We start from the raw sequence: 16,973 nt of genomic DNA, 5'->3' as shown, positions 1-16,973 counted from the left end.
TGTCGTTCTCTTCATCAACTCTTATATAATATCATGTCCGAACCAACTTTGCAAGCTCTTTTTTTAAGTTTCTTTCGAAGCTTATTTCATTCGCTTGCCGCACCGTGTAAACCGTGTTTTCTTGGCCGGAATTAGAATATATCATGTAGAGATTTCAATTGCAAGTCTTTTTTCAAAAAATAATAATCAACCTACATCATCAGCTCATTATGTAATCTGACGCTCCTGTATTATAGAAATAACTCTCAGCATCCTCATTACGGCGCTTCTAATATACATATCCATTAAACATAACCAGGGAAGCCACTTCCACTGCGATTGCAGTGAACAATTGATTGTGACTAGCCCTAGTTTTCGGAGATCTCAGTTTTCTTTCCTTCTATAATAGATAAGAAAGTATATTCCTTGGGCACAGCTTACACATTCCGTTTTACTTCTCAGTGCTTACAATATGCGCTTACCAAGTAACGAAGCGATCAGTTCCACACCAAGTCGTGCCGTATGTCTATTATGATCAAACAACGGATTCACCTCAACCAGTTCCATCGACGTAACTTGATTTGTGGAAGCAAGTATCTCCAATGCATAATGTGCTTCTCGGTAAGTCAGACCACCCGGTACTGGGGTACCCACACCCGGAGCTTCCCGCGGATCCAGACAATCCATGTCGAAGCTGACATGAATACCATCTGTCCCTTTTCCCGCTGTAGCTATTGCTTCCTCAATAACTTGCTTTATTCCCATCCGGTCAATATCATGCATCGTAAATGCTCGGATTCCCAGTCCCTTAATCTGCTCTTTCTCATACTCATCCAGATCACGCAGACCAATATAGACCAAGTTGGACGGATCAATAAACTCGCCTGCTCCAGTAATGTGCGACAGATTGAATGCAGTATGCCCCAAGGATGCAGCCACACTCATCCCATGCATATTACCGGACAAGCTGCGTTCTTCCGTATTCAAGTCTGCATGCGCATCAAACCAGATCACACCCAAATTCGAATAGTGCGCTGTTAGCCCGGCAAAAGTACCAATCGCTACACTATGATCTCCCCCAAGCACAAGTGGGAAAGCCCCCTCCTCTACTGCACCTGATACTTCACTACACACCTTCTCACTGACCTGACGTACCTCATTTAAGTGTTTTACACGATTCCGCTCAATAGGGGCAGCAGGTTCAGAAGGACAATCTACCCGCACTTCTTTGGAAAGCACTAACCCAAGACTCGCAATCTCCCGCTTCAGTCCAGCTGTAATCAATTCATCAGGCCCCAACTCTGCTCCACCTCGTGCTCCACCGAGTCCAAAAGGAACCTTAATGATAGCAATATTACGCCGCACAGATGTTTGATTTGTATCAATAGAAGTATCTTTTATTCCACTATGGACATCATCATCATTTTTCATGTAGGTCAGCTCCCTCATTGGTGATCAATACCTGCTCAATTCTCTCCAGTGCCCAGTCAATCTCGGACTCTTTAATCGTCAGTGGTGGGGCAAATCGAATGGTTGTCTCATGGGTTTCTTTACACAGCAGTCCAGCAGACATCAACCGCTCACAATAAGGGCGGGCTGGTTCATGCAGTTCAACACCAATAAATAAACCTTTCCCCCGAATATCCCGTATGGCTGAACTGCGAATATCTCGAAGTCTTTTCATAAAATAGTTCCCCAGACGCTCCGATCGCTCGGCAAGCTTCTCATCTTCAAGAACTTTCAGAGCTGCTATAGCCACGGCGCAAGCGAGTGGGTTACCCCCAAACGTAGAACCATGAGACCCCGGCTCAAACAAATCAAGTATCTCCGCATCAGCAGCGATAGCCGAGATGGGCATGACTCCTCCCCCCAGCGCTTTGCCCATAACCCAGATGTCTGGTTCAACCCCTTCCCAGTCGGAGGCAAAACGGCGACCTGTTCTTCCAAATCCGGTCTGGATCTCATCAGATACAGTCAACACCTGCTGGCTCTTACACAGAGCAAAGGCTTTAGCCAAATATCCATCAGGCGGGATAACGATTCCAGCTTCGCCCTGAATAGGCTCTACAAGAAAACCAGCCGTATTTGGCGTAATGGCCTGCTTCAGCGCTTCAATGTCTCCATAGGGAATAATCCGGAATCCAGGTGTGAACGGTCCAAAATCTTTTTTATACTCCGCTGAAGAAGAAAAGGACGTAACCGTCAGAGTTCTTCCATGAAAGTTACCAGAGCATACGATAATTTCGGCTTGATTTTCCGGTACACCTTTGCGACGATAAGCCCACCTGCGTACCGCCTTCACGGCAGTTTCCACCGCTTCCGCTCCTGTATTCATGGCGAGAATCTTCGATTTCCCCGTGAATTGTGAGAGTTTCTGATAAAAAAGAGAAGCGGAGCTACTGTGGAACGCCCGTGATGTCAGCGTAACCTGATCTGCCTGATCCTTGAGCGCCTGTATGATCACAGGATGTCTATGACCATGATTCAATGCAGAGTATGCACTTAACATATCCATATAACGGCGGCCTTCAGGGTCTTGCACCCATACCCCTTCCGCCTGTTCAATAACAATAGGGAGCGGATGATAATTAGGTGCAGCATAACGCTCCGACCAATCAATTAACATTTTGGAATCTGACATACACACCCAACACCTTTCCAAAATATTGTATACAAAATACAATAACAATGTATGCGATGCCATCGCCATTTACGACTACATCCCTCTTTTTCCACTCCAGCCTAATCCAAGCCTTTCTCGAATCCAATCCTTTATCAATAGTTAGCGAGAGGTAGACAGTCTACGTTCCAACCAAGAGAGTAAATTAGCCAGTGTAAATGTGATTATAAAATAGAGGCCGGCGGCAACAAGCAGCGGAGCAAGCGGCTGGAACGTAACACCCTGAATCGTTCTGGCCGTGTATATAATCTCGGCTATGCCGATCATGGAGACAAGCGAAGAATCTTTAATGATAATAATGAATTCATTACCGATGGCTGGAAGCATGTTACGAAAAGCCTGCGGCAGTATAATATAACGAAGTGTCATACCATTTGTCATACCAAGGGAGCGCGAAGCCTCCGTCTGTCCTTTATCAATCGCTTGAATCCCGGCCCTGAACACCTCCGCCATATAAGCCGAGCTATTCATAGTCAGGGCTACCACCCCCGACATAAATGCCGGTAAGTTCACACCTACAACCGTCAGACCATAATGAATAATAAGAATCTGTACCAGCATCGGTGTTCCTCGAATGAGTTCAATATACGCCGATGCCACAAATTTAATTGGCCATATTCGGGATATTCGCATTAGCGCCATGATTACACCCAGCAACGTACCAAACAATACACCGAAAAAGGAAAGTTCAAGCGTAACCCACGCACTTTGTGCATAATCCTGCCAATGTTCTAATAGAAAGGAAAAATCTAAATTCACGGCATATCCCTCACTCGTCCGGTTTATTCGCCGAGCATCTCATTCGCTTCAACGACGAACCGTTCAATATCTCCGTTTGTTTTGAGCTTTTCCAATGTAGTGTTGATCTGATCCAGCAGCTTCTGATTACCTTTCTTCACCGCGATGGCCGAACCACCCTCGTCTTCAGCCTGTTCAATCTCCACACCTGCAACAACAAGCCCCTCTTGGTTCTTCACATACTGTTCAGCCACCGGCTTCTCCAGGATGAGTGCGTCTACACGCCCCGTCTGCAACTCCAGAATCAGTTCAGGTATTTTGGCCAGAGAAGTGAGCTTTGCTCCCTCTATTTCCTGAGCAATCCCTTCCTGAATGGAACTCTTTTGTACGCCAACCTGCTTGCCTGATAGATCTTCTATGGACTTCAATGCCGCATCTTCACCTTCTCTAACGAGTACAGCCTGTTCTGCATAATAGTAGATATCTGTAAAATCAACATTCTTCTTGCGTTCTTCGGTAGGGGTTAAGCCTGATATTACAAAATCAACCTTATCTGTACCGAGGGCCATAAGAAGGCCATCAAAGTCCATGTCCTCAATCTTCAGCTCGGCTCCCAGATCAGCCGCAATTGCTTTCGCAATCTCGATGTCAAAACCTACGATAGTATCTTTTCCATCGATTTTCTTATGAAATTCATAGGGTGCATAGTCTGCACTGGTTCCAAGTACAATTACTTCCTTTTCCGCAGAGCTACTGTCCGAAGACGAAGTAGCGTCTGATCCGGTCCCTGTCGTTTTTTCCTGCCCACATGCGGACATGAATACAACCACTAACAACAGCATCATTGGCAAAAGCACTTTTTTCACACATCATACCCCTATTCTTTTTTTGAATGAGTAGCATAATAATTTGTATACAATATACATAAGACAATATATGGACTTATATGTAAGTAATACTAACAAATAATCCGATATATCACAATCATTATTTAAACATTTATACGCTCTAATTCCATAAAATGTACTATATATAACACGGTATTTACATCGGCTGAAACATGAAGTTTGCTTGCCCAACTTCCCCCTCGGTGTTAAGATGATAAAAACTTGAAACGCCTGAACGGCGCGCACAGTACGGCCTCACACCCATCTAATCATTCACTATACATAGAAAGGAGGATTCGGTATGGAGGTACCCAAATACCGGTCCTTGAAAGATCACGTATACGATTACATTGCCCAGAAGATTCAGGACGGGACGTTACTTCCCAACCAGAAGATCAACGAGGCCGAAATATGCAAAAAGCTGGACATCAGTCGCACGCCTACTCGGGAGGCGCTTTTCCAGCTGGCTTCAGACAATCTGCTGCAATACATCCCACGCAGGGGATTTATTGTCACTCCTTTTGATGCAGGCAAAAAACTGGAGTTCTCCCAAGCGATCGGTGTGCTGGAGGCACTTGCTGCCACACTTGCAGCAGACCATCTCAGACCATCAGAACTTTTGGAGATGGAAACTCTGGTTGTTCGAATGGACGAAGATATCAGCCAGCTTGATCTTGCTGCCTACAACAAGAACCAATATCAGTTCCATAATCTGTACATTCAGCGATGTGGTAACGCCACAGTCATTGAGATGTTAAACACATTGAAGAACAGTTTCATCCGGCAGTCCTATGTTAGTGATAATAAACCAAAGCTATCTGAGGTACTGATGGAAGTTAATGAAGAGCACCGGCAAATTTTAAGTGCTTTTCGAGCCAAAGATAAGAACCAACTGGAAGCCCTGCTCAAACACCATTGGCGGATTATCGACAACGATATGCTGTAGTACGTTCTGTCGGAACAAACCAAAGGCAACCCACACGATTGTGTGAGTTGTCTTTTTCCTATTTTTCGTTTTTGACCTCCAACGGTGCCCTAGCCGCAAAAACAGCATATCCCAACTTTTTGCCGTATTTCGCGAGCAAACGATCATTAGTTTGACTCATTCGCTGCATACGTTCATCCTCAAACCAATTCATATCGATCTCGCGATGTGGGTCATGATCAACGCCCCATTTTCCCATGGATCGCGAATGTTCTTTGACCTCTACCTTGGTGAAACCACACTGTTTGAGGCGTTTTCTCCATGCTGTGGCCGTTACCAGGGTTTGTATACCGTAAAATTGCTTTAACCTACGACACATCAATTCGGTCTTCTGGCCTGATAGAACCATCTCCCGATCCACTAAAAGTCCACCGGGCTTCAACACTCTTCTATACTCAGCAAGTGCACTCCGCCATGGGGTGAAGATCGTAACAGACTCCACGAATACCACATCAAAATGATTTTCCGGAAAAGGTAACGATGTTACATCAGCCTGAACAAATTGAACATCCACCCGTTCTCGTCTCGCTCTCCGAACTGCCTTATCCAGCATATTGCGATGAAGATCAATCGCCGTTACCCGATATCCATTATTGGCCAGATAACACGCAGTCCTCCCAGTGCCGCACCCTATCTCAAGAATATGACTACCCACAGGCAGAGATAAGCCCTCCAGCAACTTCAGCGTTGCCAAAAATCCTCCAGGATGGGCACTTCCCTCCCCTAACCGAGCCAGCATGTCATGATAATCCACGCGACATCCCCTCCTCACTCCTCCCATTGTATGGAGCAGATTCAAAAACGGCTCCTCCCCATTCGATTTTCCGGGTACTCGTCCATACCAATTGGTCTTCTTTTTACTATGATATACAAACCGTTGAATTCAAGCGGCAACCGCATCTAATGAGGAGGATTTGCATGTACAGAATTAATCGGGTATGTGAAGAAACGGTTTCTCCGCACGTTGGACGTTCCGTTTGTCTCGTTATGAACGACGGTAAGCATATGTATGGTACGCTTAGTCAATGTCGTGATGGCAAAATTTATTTGAACGGGTGTTTCGAGGGACCACGGCTGTGTTCAGTCAAATCCAAACAGCAGCTGGTAAAAAGCAGCAAGAAAAACGCTGTTGCAACGAAAAAAGTTAAATCTTCGGCCTACGGTCGATATGGTTACGGAGGATACGGTGGGGGTTACGGCTATGGAGCAGGAATCGATCTGGCTCTGGTAGCAACATTGTTTCTGCTTCCATTCCTGTTCATCTAAATTCCAATCTGATCATGGTAAAATTGTAGTCATAACAAAGACCCTTTTCGCTATAAGCAAAAAGGGTCTTTATCTTTTTCATACGATTCACGTCAATTACACTATATCTTGTTAAAAAATGATACAAAAAAAGGCATTCGCTAAAACGAATGCCGGGAACTTCATATTTAATACCCTTACCTTCGCACAGGGTGTCTATTTAATCTTAAAAAAAAACACCTCGTTAGAGGCGGGTAAGCTATGTTAAATCCGATTTCCTTTAGGCATCGTTTTCAGATTACTATTCGAATTCTCAAGCAATGGTAGCATCCTAGTCGTGCTGACCATCTCAGAAGCACATATCGGACAAGTAGGTACGTTATCAAACGCAAAATTGTCCCGCATCCATCCTTTGCACGTATCACTCGTACATTCCCAGATTGCCGCATCAGCTTGTGGAATCTCTTCCAACGGTTTTTTGCGATTATACATGACTTCTACCCCCTTTGTTATGGAAAAACATCTAACCGACGTTATTTCACAGAAGCCTACAATTAGCGGAAGTTTTACATCCCACCGAACTCCTGCCTCGACAACTAATGGGTCGACTTTTATATAACTGATCAAAAAAAAGAAGCTGCCTTTACCATTTTAACATGTTAAAGGCAGCTATGCTTTAATTACAGTTTTACAACTTCTTCTGCTTGAGGACCACGGTTTCCTTGTACAATTTTAAATTGTACGCGTTGACCTTCGTCCAGAGTTTTGAAGCCGTCGCCTGTAATAGCGCTGAAGTGTACGAATACATCTTCTCCGCCTTCAACTTCGATGAAACCGAAGCCTTTATCAGCGTTGAACCATTTTACTGTTCCGTTTTGCATGTGAATTACACCTCCAAATAAAAATTAACATGTTCCTTTGTTCTTTGCAGCAAGCAAATAAAAATTCACACATTGAAAAAGGTACCAGTCATAAACCTATAAGTGATCGCCCTTTACAATATATGAATTAGGTTTTCCACTCTCTACAACTTGTTTTTATTATAACTCCAATTCAGCAAAAAAGCAAATCTTTGTATTTTCTTTTCAAACAGCTTTGGAAATACATGTTATTAACACGCGCGGGGACAGGGTTTATCACACTTATGTGTGTGGCCGCTTATGTACGGTCTTATGAAAGGATATGCAGTTCTAATCCATCTTATACATTTTTTATATAATATTCTGACATGCATATCCAACACAACCAATGAATCATCTTACTCCAGTATAACACACTATGTCCATGCCCACATAAATGCATCCCGATCCCAGGCGATCTGCCCACGATGAAGCTTCCGGAAAGCCTTCTTCACTTCTTTGGACAATGATGTATTGCCGTTCTCGTTAACAAAAACAAACTCTTCGCCAAAATGGGTCTTCACATATTCTATGGCAGCTTCCTGATGAAGTGTTCCTGTGAATTTAATCTCCTGAACCATCCATTCTGCTACGCCTTGTGCTGTCTTCTCCACAATATCACCTACTGTCTGAATCTAATGTACGGATAGGCAGACCTCGTATCATGAACATATCTGTCTTCCCGCCAGACTGAAGTATACCATGATCCAACTGCTGACGGGAAACTGTATGATAACTACTTTCAAGCAATACCCGCAATACCCTTAATGAACAACCGTATTCGCTTGCTCACTCCCTTTGGATGGAATAGACGAATTTGTTCGAATGCTCCACACTAACCATGCACAGTAAGCAATCAGTACTGCCAGTATAAACAGATCATAAGGCAGTGTACCTGTGTCCTCCAGGTCATTCCCTAGAAATTGAATCAGATTATGTATGAAATGAAACAAAATAAGCGGTACGATATTTCCGTTCTTCAGCATCAATAACGCCAGTGCAGCTCCCAGAAGCAGCGCATATATCAATTGCATGATCGTATCTGTCATATGCTGACCAGACAATGCGTTCAACAGATGTGTAATCGAAAACAAGATGCTGGAGGTCACAACTGCGGCCACTGCACTTTTTTGAAGCAAGGTCTTGAAAATAAGCCCCCGATAGATCGTTTCCTCAACAAAAGCTACGAGCAAGGTAAAAAAGATGAAAAAGGCTACCCGTGACAAGCTCAGCTCCCCAAATCCTTTCAGAGAAAGTGTACCCAGTACAAGGAGTAGTGGAATATAATACTTTGCGTGGCCAGCTGGGATACTTCGCAAAGATCGGAATCCGGTCTCTCCCCACTTGCACCTTAACGTCAGATAGATCATCAGAACAATTGCGATGGGTGTAAAGGAAATGAGTACAGGGGAAGTGTAGTCCAGTTGTTTTATCGTCGCAATGGCTCCTGCAGCAAATACGGCTAACAAGAGAAGTAGCTCAATAATCACAACGGTGAGCACAGGTTTGCGCTCGGAAAAGGAATGTTTTGGCTTGGATAGCGCATTAATCATACATTTGCCTACCTCGTTTCATTTATGTTTTCCGTTGTCATAAGAACTTATATGCCAATATAGTTGTATAACATCATCCGTATATTGAATATCCCTATTATGGATAAAACTATAAAAGTAACAAAAAAGAGACTTATCCTAACCTCTTTTCCCCTAAAATCAGGTATGGCTTATACCTTTATCTGTCCATTATAGTATTACAAGAGTTCAAAGTTGCAGGGGTGTGGCGACTCTTCAGCGTCTTATATCTATGAAGTACCCATAACGATAGACTCACAATGCATAATGAAATCAGGGGGATACTATGAAAGCATTCTTTCAGCGCTGGGGGCATTTACTGGCTATTCTGTGCATACCGCTCCAAGGCTCCATTTACGTATTTCTAGGCAGCAACACCGGAAGTGATGTCTTCTACAATTATGCTTGGATTGACACACAGATTCCTTTTCTCAAAGAATTTATTTATCCGTACATTAGCTGGATGCCCATTCTGTATCTTGGATTTCTCTATTTGGGTCTGACGAACAAGTCACTATTCTGGCGTACGTTGATTACCTATAATGTTGGTGTCATGGCTGCCAATGTCTGTTTTGCGGTGTTCCCTACCCATGTCCCGCGCCCGGAGATCGGCGGAACTGATTTGAGCAGCGTGTTAGTACAGTTTATCTATACCAATGATGCGCCCTTCAACTGTTTCCCAAGTGTTCATGTTCTGACCAGCTACTTGCTGTTTATTGTGATTAACAGACACTTGAACTTTAAGCCTTTGACACGGATTTCTTGGTCGGTATGGCTGTGGTTGATCATTGCTTCAACGGTGTTTGTAAAACAGCATTCCTTGCTGGACATCGCTGGAGGCATTTTGTTTGCTGAGGCCGCGTATTGGACTGTACATGTCTCTGCTCTTCGTCTTGGGCAGGCACAAAAAAAAGGCAAGCAGCCACTTACAGCTTCTAATCCAAGCAGTCATGTATAACGACATTTATAGATGTAACAGGTGGGATGATGATCCTGCTATACAGCAAAAGAGGGCATAGGCCCTCTTTTTTTGTACTCATTGAATTAAACCTACTTATATAGAAGAACTTTATTTGGGTTGGACTACGCGTTTCATGCTATAGGTGGCCGTTCATGAAGAAGGTCAGACGGTGGACTTCCGGTTATACGTTTGAATATGCGGTAAAAATAAGACAGATCCCGGTAGCCGAGAAATTCGGCAATTTCCTGGATGGAGAGTTGTGACTCAGTGAGCAGATATATAGCTCGTTTCATCCGTTGCTCATGGACATATTGACTGATGGTCTGATTTGTCATGCTTTTGAATAATGCGGCAGCATAATTGGGAGTTTTATTGATCTCGTCCCCGAGTTCTTCCTTCGTCACTTTCTCCCGATAATGCCGCTCAATATATCGCTTCATCCGTTCAACATGATTATGCCTCTCCGGCGGGATAACTCCACGATCAAGCTCCCTGTTCATATAAATCAACACTTCCATCAATAAGGCTTGGCTCATCATGACATAATAAGACGGACGCTCCTGCCATTGTTGATAAATAGCGCTCATGCGTTGATGGATCAGTTCGTAACATCCAGGTTTATGCCGCAAAGCCTCATACCGTTCCAGTGCAGGCAGAGTTTCCATATGGTCGCGTTGCAGTTGAATTACAATCTGTGTGTGCGTTACTGTAGGAATACTCTTGCCGTAATATGGGGTACCACCTGGAATGAGGAGCAATTCACCCTTTTCCATGATCTGTTTATCACCGTTCACCCAATATACACATTTTCCATAAGTAACCAAGCTAAGCCGCCAAGTTTCTTGAGATTGCACAGCTTCTTCGTACCAACCGACACCATTAATATGTCGTACTTCAAGTGGAGTGACCATAACACACCTCATTATCGGACTATACTCTAATCATTGTACTATAGTTCATACCCTGATTCGACAGAAAACGCTACAATACACATATAAGCTTAAATATGAGGAGGAAATTTAGCATGTTAAAAACAAAAATTATTTGTACCATGGGACCTGCTTGTGACTCAATCGAATTGTTAAAAGTAATGATTCAGGAAGGTATGACCGTTGCCCGTCTGAACATGGCTCATGGCGAACTGGAAGATCACGTTACACGGATTAACAATATCCGCAAAGCAGCTTCCGAACTGAATACCTATATACCGATCATGATGGACATCAAAGGGCCAGAAGTACGTATCGGTAAACTGAAAGAAGCATCCTGCCATCTGCAAGCGGGTAAAGAGCTGATCCTGACTACCGAAGAAATTCTTGGTGACGCTGAGCGTATCTCGGTAAACTATCCAGAACTGAACCTCGTTGTGAAACCTGGCGATCGTATCCTTATCGATGATGGCCTTGTGGATCTGACTGTACTGTCTGTGGAAGGATCCGATATCCATTGTAAAATCATCAGTGGCGGCATTCTGAAACCACGCAAAGGGGTTAACTTGCCAGGAATCAAAACGACATTGCCAGGTGTAACCGAGCGTGACGTTATGCACATCGGATTTGGGATCGAAAACGATATCGAAATTATCGCAGCATCCTTTGTTCGTAAAGGTGACGACATCCGTGAAATCCGCAGCATTTTGAAAGAACGCGGTGTAGAGCACGTACAGATCATCTCGAAAATCGAGAATCAAGAAGGTATGACTAATCTGGACGACATCATCTTGGCTTCTGACGGCATCATGGTAGCTCGTGGAGATCTCGGTGTTGAGGTGCCAATCGAAGACGTACCAATGATGCAAAAAGAAATGATCGATAAATGTAACCGCGCTGGTAAACCGGTTATCGTAGCTACACACATGCTGGAGTCCATGCAAGTGAACCCACGCCCTACTCGTTCTGAGGTCAGTGACGTGGCAAACGCTGTACTTCAAGGTGCTGACGTTGTAATGTTGTCCGGTGAATCAGCTGCTGGTAAATATCCGGTACAATCCGTGCGCACGATGGCTGCTGTTGCTCGCCGTGCTGAAACAATGATCGATTACAAAGAGCAATTCGCACAAAAATCGGCTCAACAGATCGCTGATATTACTGAAGTTATCAGTCAGGGCGCTGTAAGTTCTTCCCTCGTACTGAATGCAAAAGCAATCATCACTTCGACTGAGAGTGGATTCACAGCGCGCATGATCTCCAAATATCGTCCAAAAGCGCCAATCATCGCAGTTACACAACATGAAGAAGTATTGGCGAAAATCTGCCTGCTCTCCGGTGTTATTCCGGTTATGGGCGACAAAGTAACGACAACGGATGAAATGTTCGAGTCTGCTACGCGTAACGCAATCAAAACAGGTTACATTGAAAAAGGTGACATCATTGTGTTGTCCGCTGGTGTTCCAATCGGTCAATCCGGTAATACTAACCTGATCAAAGTTCAACAAGTTTAATTCAATAGCTGAACTGAAGCTATATATCTTAGCTATAAAATAGAACTAGAAATACAAAAAATCCACCGAGAGCAGAATGCATCCCGGTGGATTTTTTGTTGATGATGTGTGCCAATGATCGTGATGTTACAACAAACGGCTTCGAGATTATAGATTCCGTGAGTAATTAACCAGATCCTGTGACATGGTGTTGATCTCATCCATTGAAGCATTTACCTGCTGTGTCAGGGCAGCCTGATTTTGCGTTAACGTGGACATATTACCGATATGTTCAAGAATCTGATCAATCAGTGTTTTCATCTTCTGCATGCTATCTTCGATATTTACTGTGGCCTCCGAACTGTGATCAGCCAGTTTCCGCACTTCACCTGCAACGACGCCAAATCCCAGTCCCAGCTCTCCCGCTCGTGCAGCTTCAATTGCTGCATTCAACCCCAGCAGATTGGTCTGACTGGCTATCTCTCGAATAAACACGGTGATATTCTTCGTATCATCTGCACTGCTTTTCACTTGAATAGCTGCATCGGCAGATAACTCCTGTGCAGTCACCAGATCCTGTGCCTGATCGGTAATCGAGTTGATTCCACGTACCATCTCGCCAATGGACTCCGATAATTGTTTTGTTTTGAGATTCATGGCTTCCACGATCTGTTCCTTATTCTTCTCATGGGTAACATCTCGAATGGTTCCAGCTACACGGAGTGGTACTCCATCCTGATCCCTAATGGTCTCCCCACCCGCGTGATACCACCGATACTCCCCGTCTTTGCGTTGCAAACGATAATCCAGATCGTACGGCGTACGACCACTGTAATCGTTCATATGTCTGGCAAATTCGTTGATTGTCCGATCATGGTCTTCCGGATGAAGTCGGCTGCTCCAGCTGCTGAACACATTCGGGAAATCTTGCTCGTCTTTAAACCCTAATTCTTTACGGAACTGGGGTGACCACCAAAATTCATTGTTCGGATTAACTACATCTCCAGCCACAACGGTCATATCCCACGGTGCCTCCACCAAGGCGCGGTTAACCAGATCATATCGGGTGACGAGTGCTTCCAGCTCATCAGACTTGCTCTTCTCCTCATGAATATCAAACATGATGCCCAGAAGTTTGACCGGAACTCCAGCCTGATTTCGGATGACTTGTCCAAGGCATCGGAACCAGCGGATTTCTCCACTTTTTGTAATCATACGGCTGATGACGTTATAGGCAGTTGTTGCTCTTGTGTCATTCACATGTTTCATAATCTCCTGCACCAGTTGGGGTCTGTCATCCGGATATATCGATTTCGCCCAGCTTGCAAATGAATCGGGATAATCCTTGGCATTATGGAATCCTAACATTTGGCGGAATTCATTCGAAAATGCGACAATATTATTGTTATCCAGTGGATCACCAGCAACAATTTCAGATTCCCATAATCCCACATTCATCGCCTGATTCAGCATTCTAAGCCGCATTTCCACGGCTTCGTTTTGAGCTTTCATCATATGTACTGCTTTTTTGATATTACTAGCTATTTCATCAGTATCCTGAAACTCAATGCCATCTTCGATCCATGCGTCATAGTCGCCTTTTTCTGCGTTTGCTACCAGTTTACGACTGTACTCCAATAATTTCTGATGAGTATCTATACGAAGGTGTTTGGTCGATTCAGTACGTTTACGAAACATGCTCATTTCTCCTCTTAGCTCATATGATATATATTTCGACATTATCAGACATTAAATGTAGAGCAATAGTCTTAATTTTGCATAAAAACAAGAACCAGCGCTGAATCAGCACTGGTTCTTATATTAATTGCCTTTATTTTTTATGAAAATAAATCTTAAATGACTGCCTCTTACCAGCTACCAGCCAAAATTCAATGTTTTCCCCGTCTCCACCCAAGTTTTGATGCTGCTTAGAATCATCCACCAGCTGCTCTGTGCATTCGCAATGGAAGGATGGTTATCTGTAAATTGATCATTGATTAGCGTCAGCTTCGTACACTCACCTACAGTTTCCAACTGGAAGACCACTCTGGATTGAAGCTCGGCATGATTCGCATGGTACGACGGTCCGGGATGCTCCTGATAACTAAGTCTGGACAACGGTTCAAATTCTAATATATCTCCATACACATGGACAGTCTCCGCACCATCATTACCTGGCCCTACATAAGCAAACGGCTGCCCTGGTTGGAAATTGGTGCGAAGTTCACTACCGAAAAAGCTGTTCCGTGTGCCGTCTGGTGATATTAGAGCATTCCACACCTCTTCCAGTCCTGCATTGATATAGAATTCATATTTCAGTTCCATGGACTCACTCCCTTTATGTATTGGATAAGCGATCTGCCAACCTCGCACCCCTATCCTATCGTTATACCCCAAAGGCCGTATTGTAAAAACGCGACAGCAGGTAAAATATAAGCTCTTTATGTTTTCGGGAATGTTTATACCATGATCCAAACGGATTGCGTCCATATAGTGCTTTCCCAGAAGATCAGATATACTAAACTGGAATGAAATAACAGGCCTGTTCAAGGTAATGCGACTAATTTAGAAAGGAAATGAGATATGAGCAAATCAACGAATATTATGGGTATCCCTTTTCCCAATGTCACGATGGATCAAACCGTTGCGATCCTTGATAAAGTCGTAGATCATGAAAGCAATGAACTGTTCCATGTCATCACAGGTAATCCCGAGATTGTTATGTCCTGTCAAAAGAATGCCTCTCTTCGCAAAATCGTCGATCAAGCTGGGTTGGTAACGGCTGACGGTGCTGGCATTGTGATGGTATCCCGTTTTCGGGGCGGACAATTGACTGAACGGGTAACCGGTTGTGATCTGTTGTTTCGTTTATTGGAGGAAGGCGATCAAAAACACTGGTCATTCTACATGCTGGGAGCAGAGGAAAGCGTAAGTGAACAGGCTGTGAAAGTTATTGCGCAACGTTATCCGGGAGTTGTTGTAAAAGGTAGACACCATGGTTACTTCCAGGCAGATGAGGAACAACAGATTGTGGAAGAGATTTTTACTGCTCAACCAGACTTTCTTATCGTGGCTCTGGGTGCACCCCATGCGGAACACTGGATTAACAAGTATCGCCACCAGTTGAACGCTCGTGTAGCCATAGGTGTTGGAGGCAGTCTCGATATCGTGGCAGGCAAAACCAAACGTGCCCCTGCGATATGGCAGAAGCTTAACCTGGAATGGCTCTATCGCCTCCTCAGTCAACCTTCGAGATGGCGCAGGCAACTCATTTTACCCCGTTTTGCTGTGCGGGCATTGTTGTTCAGAGAACCTAAATAATGTGAGATGAGCAGTACACCAGAGGAATACTTACACTCTAGACATCCGCATGGTGAGCGCCGAGGGCTGATCAATTAGAAACCTGTTCTGAAAATCAGGACAGGCGAATGACTTCTATGGTATCCCCCGTATGGATTACACCCTCCCGTTCAACCGAGCATACAATCCCACGTTTTTTGCGAGCCGCAGGCACGAATTTTTTGCGCAAACCGTCCTGTTCATAGAATTGTTCAATCATTTTTCCCGGATGTACACAGGGAAGGTTCTCCCCTTCGCATATTAACCCTGTCCCGTTTGGAAATAGGAGCCGCGTTCCAGCAGGCAGTTCCGTCAATCGATCAATGCCACGGACCAGTATATTGGCACCAAGCCACTCTGGACGCACTTCAGGAATGTTCATTTTCTCAGCAATAAGAGCACATTCTTCCTCAGACACAATACTGATCTGGCGGCGATTCGCAATCGGTGTGCCACGCTTGTAGATTTTCTGACGTGAGTCCGCCGGACGAAGCAGACCATAATGACGGTCACCCGAAATTCCTGCAAGCTCAATGTCGATAAAAGGTACAACTCGGGTCACAAATGTGGATGGATCATCAGCCAACATAACGAATTGAACTGTTCCCATAGTAAACTCCTCCCTTTCCTGAGCAATATTACTTCTTTATTGTTCATTATTACCCAATGAATGGATTGTCGACAATCGGCGTATGCTTACCTTTGTAACCATTTTTTAATTTCAACATCATAACTCAACTGGAAAACGATAAATAATTTAGATAATGCGAAATTAAATTGTTACAAATTGAATTTATTCTTTCCGTTCTTGTTGCAAACATTTATACTAGGATGGACAAGTAAATAAATTACATATCAGAAAGCAAGGTGTTTCCTTTGATTAGTATCATTTTTGTAGCTCTTGTAGCTGTCGAACACTTCTATATCATGGTGATGGAGATGTTTATGTGGACTCGTCCACGCACAATGAAAACCTTTAATCTCACGCCGGAATTCGCCAAATCCACCAAATCTCTCGCGGCCAATCAAGGTCTTTACAATGGATTTCTTGCGGCAGGTCTGATCTGGGGACTCGTATATCCGGATGCTGCCGTTGGACAGCATATTCAGATTTTCTTCCTGGCGTGTGTGATTATTGCGGCTCTTTATGGAGGAGCAACTTCTTCACGGTCGATCATTATCAAACAAGGTCTGCCTGCGATCATTGCGTTGTTGCTAGTTCTGTTCCTGTAATTTCTGTCGAATGGTGCATTGCCTCGATTCATGTTAA

General features: G+C 44.1%; 19 protein-coding genes. 6 read left to right on the top strand and 13 right to left on the bottom strand.

Annotated elements, in window-relative coordinates:
* Positions 1-444: 444 nt before the first annotated feature.
* From rocF to BS614_RS05065, 4 genes are all read right to left on the bottom strand, one after another.
* The gene (rocF, locus tag BS614_RS05080; protein WP_084174403.1) at positions 445-1,410 is read right to left on the bottom strand and encodes an arginase; all 966 of its coding nucleotides are present in this window, start codon (positions 1,408-1,410) and stop codon (positions 445-447) included.
* On the bottom strand, positions 1,400-2,620 hold the full coding sequence (locus BS614_RS05075; RefSeq protein WP_074093130.1) for an ornithine--oxo-acid transaminase: 1,221 nt from the start codon (positions 2,618-2,620) through the stop codon (positions 1,400-1,402). The genes rocF and BS614_RS05075 overlap by 11 nt, the downstream gene beginning before the upstream one ends.
* A gap of 141 nt (positions 2,621-2,761) precedes the next feature.
* On the bottom strand, positions 2,762-3,418 hold the full coding sequence (locus BS614_RS05070; protein ID WP_074093129.1) for an amino acid ABC transporter permease: 657 nt from the start codon (positions 3,416-3,418) through the stop codon (positions 2,762-2,764).
* A gap of 23 nt (positions 3,419-3,441) precedes the next feature.
* Positions 3,442-4,263, bottom strand: coding sequence for a transporter substrate-binding domain-containing protein (locus tag BS614_RS05065; RefSeq protein WP_084174402.1), 822 nt, complete (start codon positions 4,261-4,263; stop codon positions 3,442-3,444).
* A 322-nt stretch (positions 4,264-4,585) separates the two neighbouring features.
* On the opposite strand from BS614_RS05065, the gene BS614_RS05060 reads away from it, so the two are divergent.
* Entirely contained in the window at positions 4,586-5,230 is a 645-nt protein-coding gene (locus BS614_RS05060) for a GntR family transcriptional regulator (protein WP_036607955.1), read from the top strand.
* Positions 5,231-5,288: 58 nt separating this feature from the next.
* Here the strand turns inward: BS614_RS05060 and BS614_RS05055 are convergent, their stop codons facing one another.
* Positions 5,289-6,023, bottom strand: coding sequence for a class I SAM-dependent methyltransferase (locus BS614_RS05055; protein ID WP_074093128.1), 735 nt, complete (start codon positions 6,021-6,023; stop codon positions 5,289-5,291).
* Positions 6,024-6,187: 164 nt separating this feature from the next.
* On the opposite strand from BS614_RS05055, the gene BS614_RS05050 reads away from it, so the two are divergent.
* Entirely contained in the window at positions 6,188-6,535 is a 348-nt protein-coding gene (locus BS614_RS05050; RefSeq protein WP_074093127.1) for a hypothetical protein, read from the top strand.
* Positions 6,536-6,778: 243 nt separating this feature from the next.
* Here BS614_RS05050 and BS614_RS05045 read toward each other — a convergent pair whose 3' ends face one another.
* The 4 genes from BS614_RS05045 to BS614_RS05030 all read right to left on the bottom strand — a co-directional run bounded on the left by BS614_RS05045 (position 6,779) and on the right by BS614_RS05030 (position 8,966).
* A complete protein-coding gene (locus BS614_RS05045; RefSeq protein WP_017691121.1) occupies positions 6,779-7,006 on the bottom strand; it encodes a cold-shock protein in 228 nt (75 codons plus the stop codon).
* A 188-nt stretch (positions 7,007-7,194) separates the two neighbouring features.
* Entirely contained in the window at positions 7,195-7,395 is a 201-nt protein-coding gene (locus tag BS614_RS05040; RefSeq protein WP_017691122.1) for a cold-shock protein, read from the bottom strand.
* Positions 7,396-7,790: 395 nt separating this feature from the next.
* A complete protein-coding gene (locus BS614_RS05035) occupies positions 7,791-8,027 on the bottom strand; it encodes a DUF6953 family protein (RefSeq protein WP_036607962.1) in 237 nt (78 codons plus the stop codon).
* A gap of 150 nt (positions 8,028-8,177) precedes the next feature.
* The gene (locus BS614_RS05030; protein ID WP_074093126.1) at positions 8,178-8,966 is read right to left on the bottom strand and encodes a CPBP family intramembrane glutamic endopeptidase; all 789 of its coding nucleotides are present in this window, start codon (positions 8,964-8,966) and stop codon (positions 8,178-8,180) included.
* 304 nt (positions 8,967-9,270) lie between these two features.
* Here BS614_RS05030 and BS614_RS05025 point away from each other — a divergent pair, with 304 nt between their 5' ends.
* The gene (locus tag BS614_RS05025) at positions 9,271-9,942 is read left to right on the top strand and encodes a phosphatase PAP2 family protein (protein WP_074093125.1); all 672 of its coding nucleotides are present in this window, start codon (positions 9,271-9,273) and stop codon (positions 9,940-9,942) included.
* 134 nt (positions 9,943-10,076) lie between these two features.
* On the opposite strand, the gene BS614_RS05020 is transcribed toward BS614_RS05025, so the two are convergent.
* A complete protein-coding gene (locus tag BS614_RS05020; protein WP_074093124.1) occupies positions 10,077-10,856 on the bottom strand; it encodes a helix-turn-helix domain-containing protein in 780 nt (259 codons plus the stop codon).
* Positions 10,857-10,969: 113 nt separating this feature from the next.
* Here BS614_RS05020 and pyk point away from each other — a divergent pair, with 113 nt between their 5' ends.
* The gene (gene pyk, locus BS614_RS05015; RefSeq protein WP_074093123.1) at positions 10,970-12,385 is read left to right on the top strand and encodes a pyruvate kinase; all 1,416 of its coding nucleotides are present in this window, start codon (positions 10,970-10,972) and stop codon (positions 12,383-12,385) included.
* A gap of 147 nt (positions 12,386-12,532) precedes the next feature.
* On the opposite strand, the gene BS614_RS05010 is transcribed toward pyk, so the two are convergent.
* Together BS614_RS05010 and BS614_RS05005 are read right to left on the bottom strand one after the other, a co-directional pair.
* On the bottom strand, positions 12,533-14,062 hold the full coding sequence (locus BS614_RS05010; protein ID WP_074093122.1) for a methyl-accepting chemotaxis protein: 1,530 nt from the start codon (positions 14,060-14,062) through the stop codon (positions 12,533-12,535).
* Between the two features lie 177 nt (positions 14,063-14,239).
* A complete protein-coding gene (locus BS614_RS05005; RefSeq protein WP_017691129.1) occupies positions 14,240-14,689 on the bottom strand; it encodes an SRPBCC family protein in 450 nt (149 codons plus the stop codon).
* A gap of 258 nt (positions 14,690-14,947) precedes the next feature.
* Here BS614_RS05005 and BS614_RS05000 point away from each other — a divergent pair, with 258 nt between their 5' ends.
* On the top strand, positions 14,948-15,685 hold the full coding sequence (locus BS614_RS05000; RefSeq protein ID WP_074093121.1) for a WecB/TagA/CpsF family glycosyltransferase: 738 nt from the start codon (positions 14,948-14,950) through the stop codon (positions 15,683-15,685).
* Positions 15,686-15,779: 94 nt separating this feature from the next.
* On the opposite strand, the gene BS614_RS04995 is transcribed toward BS614_RS05000, so the two are convergent.
* Positions 15,780-16,313 (bottom strand): MOSC domain-containing protein, encoded by a 534-nt coding sequence (locus BS614_RS04995; protein WP_074093120.1) that lies wholly within the window; start codon positions 16,311-16,313, stop codon positions 15,780-15,782.
* A gap of 317 nt (positions 16,314-16,630) precedes the next feature.
* Here BS614_RS04995 and BS614_RS04990 point away from each other — a divergent pair, with 317 nt between their 5' ends.
* Positions 16,631-16,936 (top strand): DUF1304 domain-containing protein, encoded by a 306-nt coding sequence (locus tag BS614_RS04990; RefSeq protein WP_047841175.1) that lies wholly within the window; start codon positions 16,631-16,633, stop codon positions 16,934-16,936.
* Positions 16,937-16,973: the final 37 nt, after the last annotated feature.

Origin of the sequence: Paenibacillus xylanexedens (genome assembly GCF_001908275.1) — a bacterium.
GTDB lineage: Bacteria > Bacillota > Bacilli > Paenibacillales > Paenibacillaceae > Paenibacillus > Paenibacillus xylanexedens_A.
The sequence above is the reverse complement of the archived record's forward strand: the minus strand, read 5'-3'. Positions and strand labels throughout refer to the sequence as shown.

Coding starts and splice junctions, on each gene's coding strand:
- rocF (WP_084174403.1), bottom strand. CDS start 1,410: ATGAAAAATGATGATGATGTCCATAGTGGAATAAAAGATACTTCTATT.
- BS614_RS05075 (WP_074093130.1), bottom strand. CDS start 2,620: ATGTCAGATTCCAAAATGTTAATTGATTGGTCGGAGCGTTATGCTGCA.
- BS614_RS05060 (WP_036607955.1), top strand. CDS start 4,586: ATGGAGGTACCCAAATACCGGTCCTTGAAAGATCACGTATACGATTAC.
- BS614_RS05050 (WP_074093127.1), top strand. CDS start 6,188: ATGTACAGAATTAATCGGGTATGTGAAGAAACGGTTTCTCCGCACGTT.
- BS614_RS05045 (WP_017691121.1), bottom strand. CDS start 7,006: ATGTATAATCGCAAAAAACCGTTGGAAGAGATTCCACAAGCTGATGCG.
- BS614_RS05040 (WP_017691122.1), bottom strand. CDS start 7,395: ATGCAAAACGGAACAGTAAAATGGTTCAACGCTGATAAAGGCTTCGGT.
- BS614_RS05030 (WP_074093126.1), bottom strand. CDS start 8,966: ATGATTAATGCGCTATCCAAGCCAAAACATTCCTTTTCCGAGCGCAAA.
- BS614_RS05025 (WP_074093125.1), top strand. CDS start 9,271: ATGAAAGCATTCTTTCAGCGCTGGGGGCATTTACTGGCTATTCTGTGC.
- BS614_RS05020 (WP_074093124.1), bottom strand. CDS start 10,856: ATGGTCACTCCACTTGAAGTACGACATATTAATGGTGTCGGTTGGTAC.
- pyk (WP_074093123.1), top strand. CDS start 10,970: ATGTTAAAAACAAAAATTATTTGTACCATGGGACCTGCTTGTGACTCA.
- BS614_RS05010 (WP_074093122.1), bottom strand. CDS start 14,062: ATGTTTCGTAAACGTACTGAATCGACCAAACACCTTCGTATAGATACT.
- BS614_RS05005 (WP_017691129.1), bottom strand. CDS start 14,689: ATGGAACTGAAATATGAATTCTATATCAATGCAGGACTGGAAGAGGTG.
- BS614_RS05000 (WP_074093121.1), top strand. CDS start 14,948: ATGAGCAAATCAACGAATATTATGGGTATCCCTTTTCCCAATGTCACG.
- BS614_RS04995 (WP_074093120.1), bottom strand. CDS start 16,313: ATGGGAACAGTTCAATTCGTTATGTTGGCTGATGATCCATCCACATTT.
- BS614_RS04990 (WP_047841175.1), top strand. CDS start 16,631: ATGGTGATGGAGATGTTTATGTGGACTCGTCCACGCACAATGAAAACC.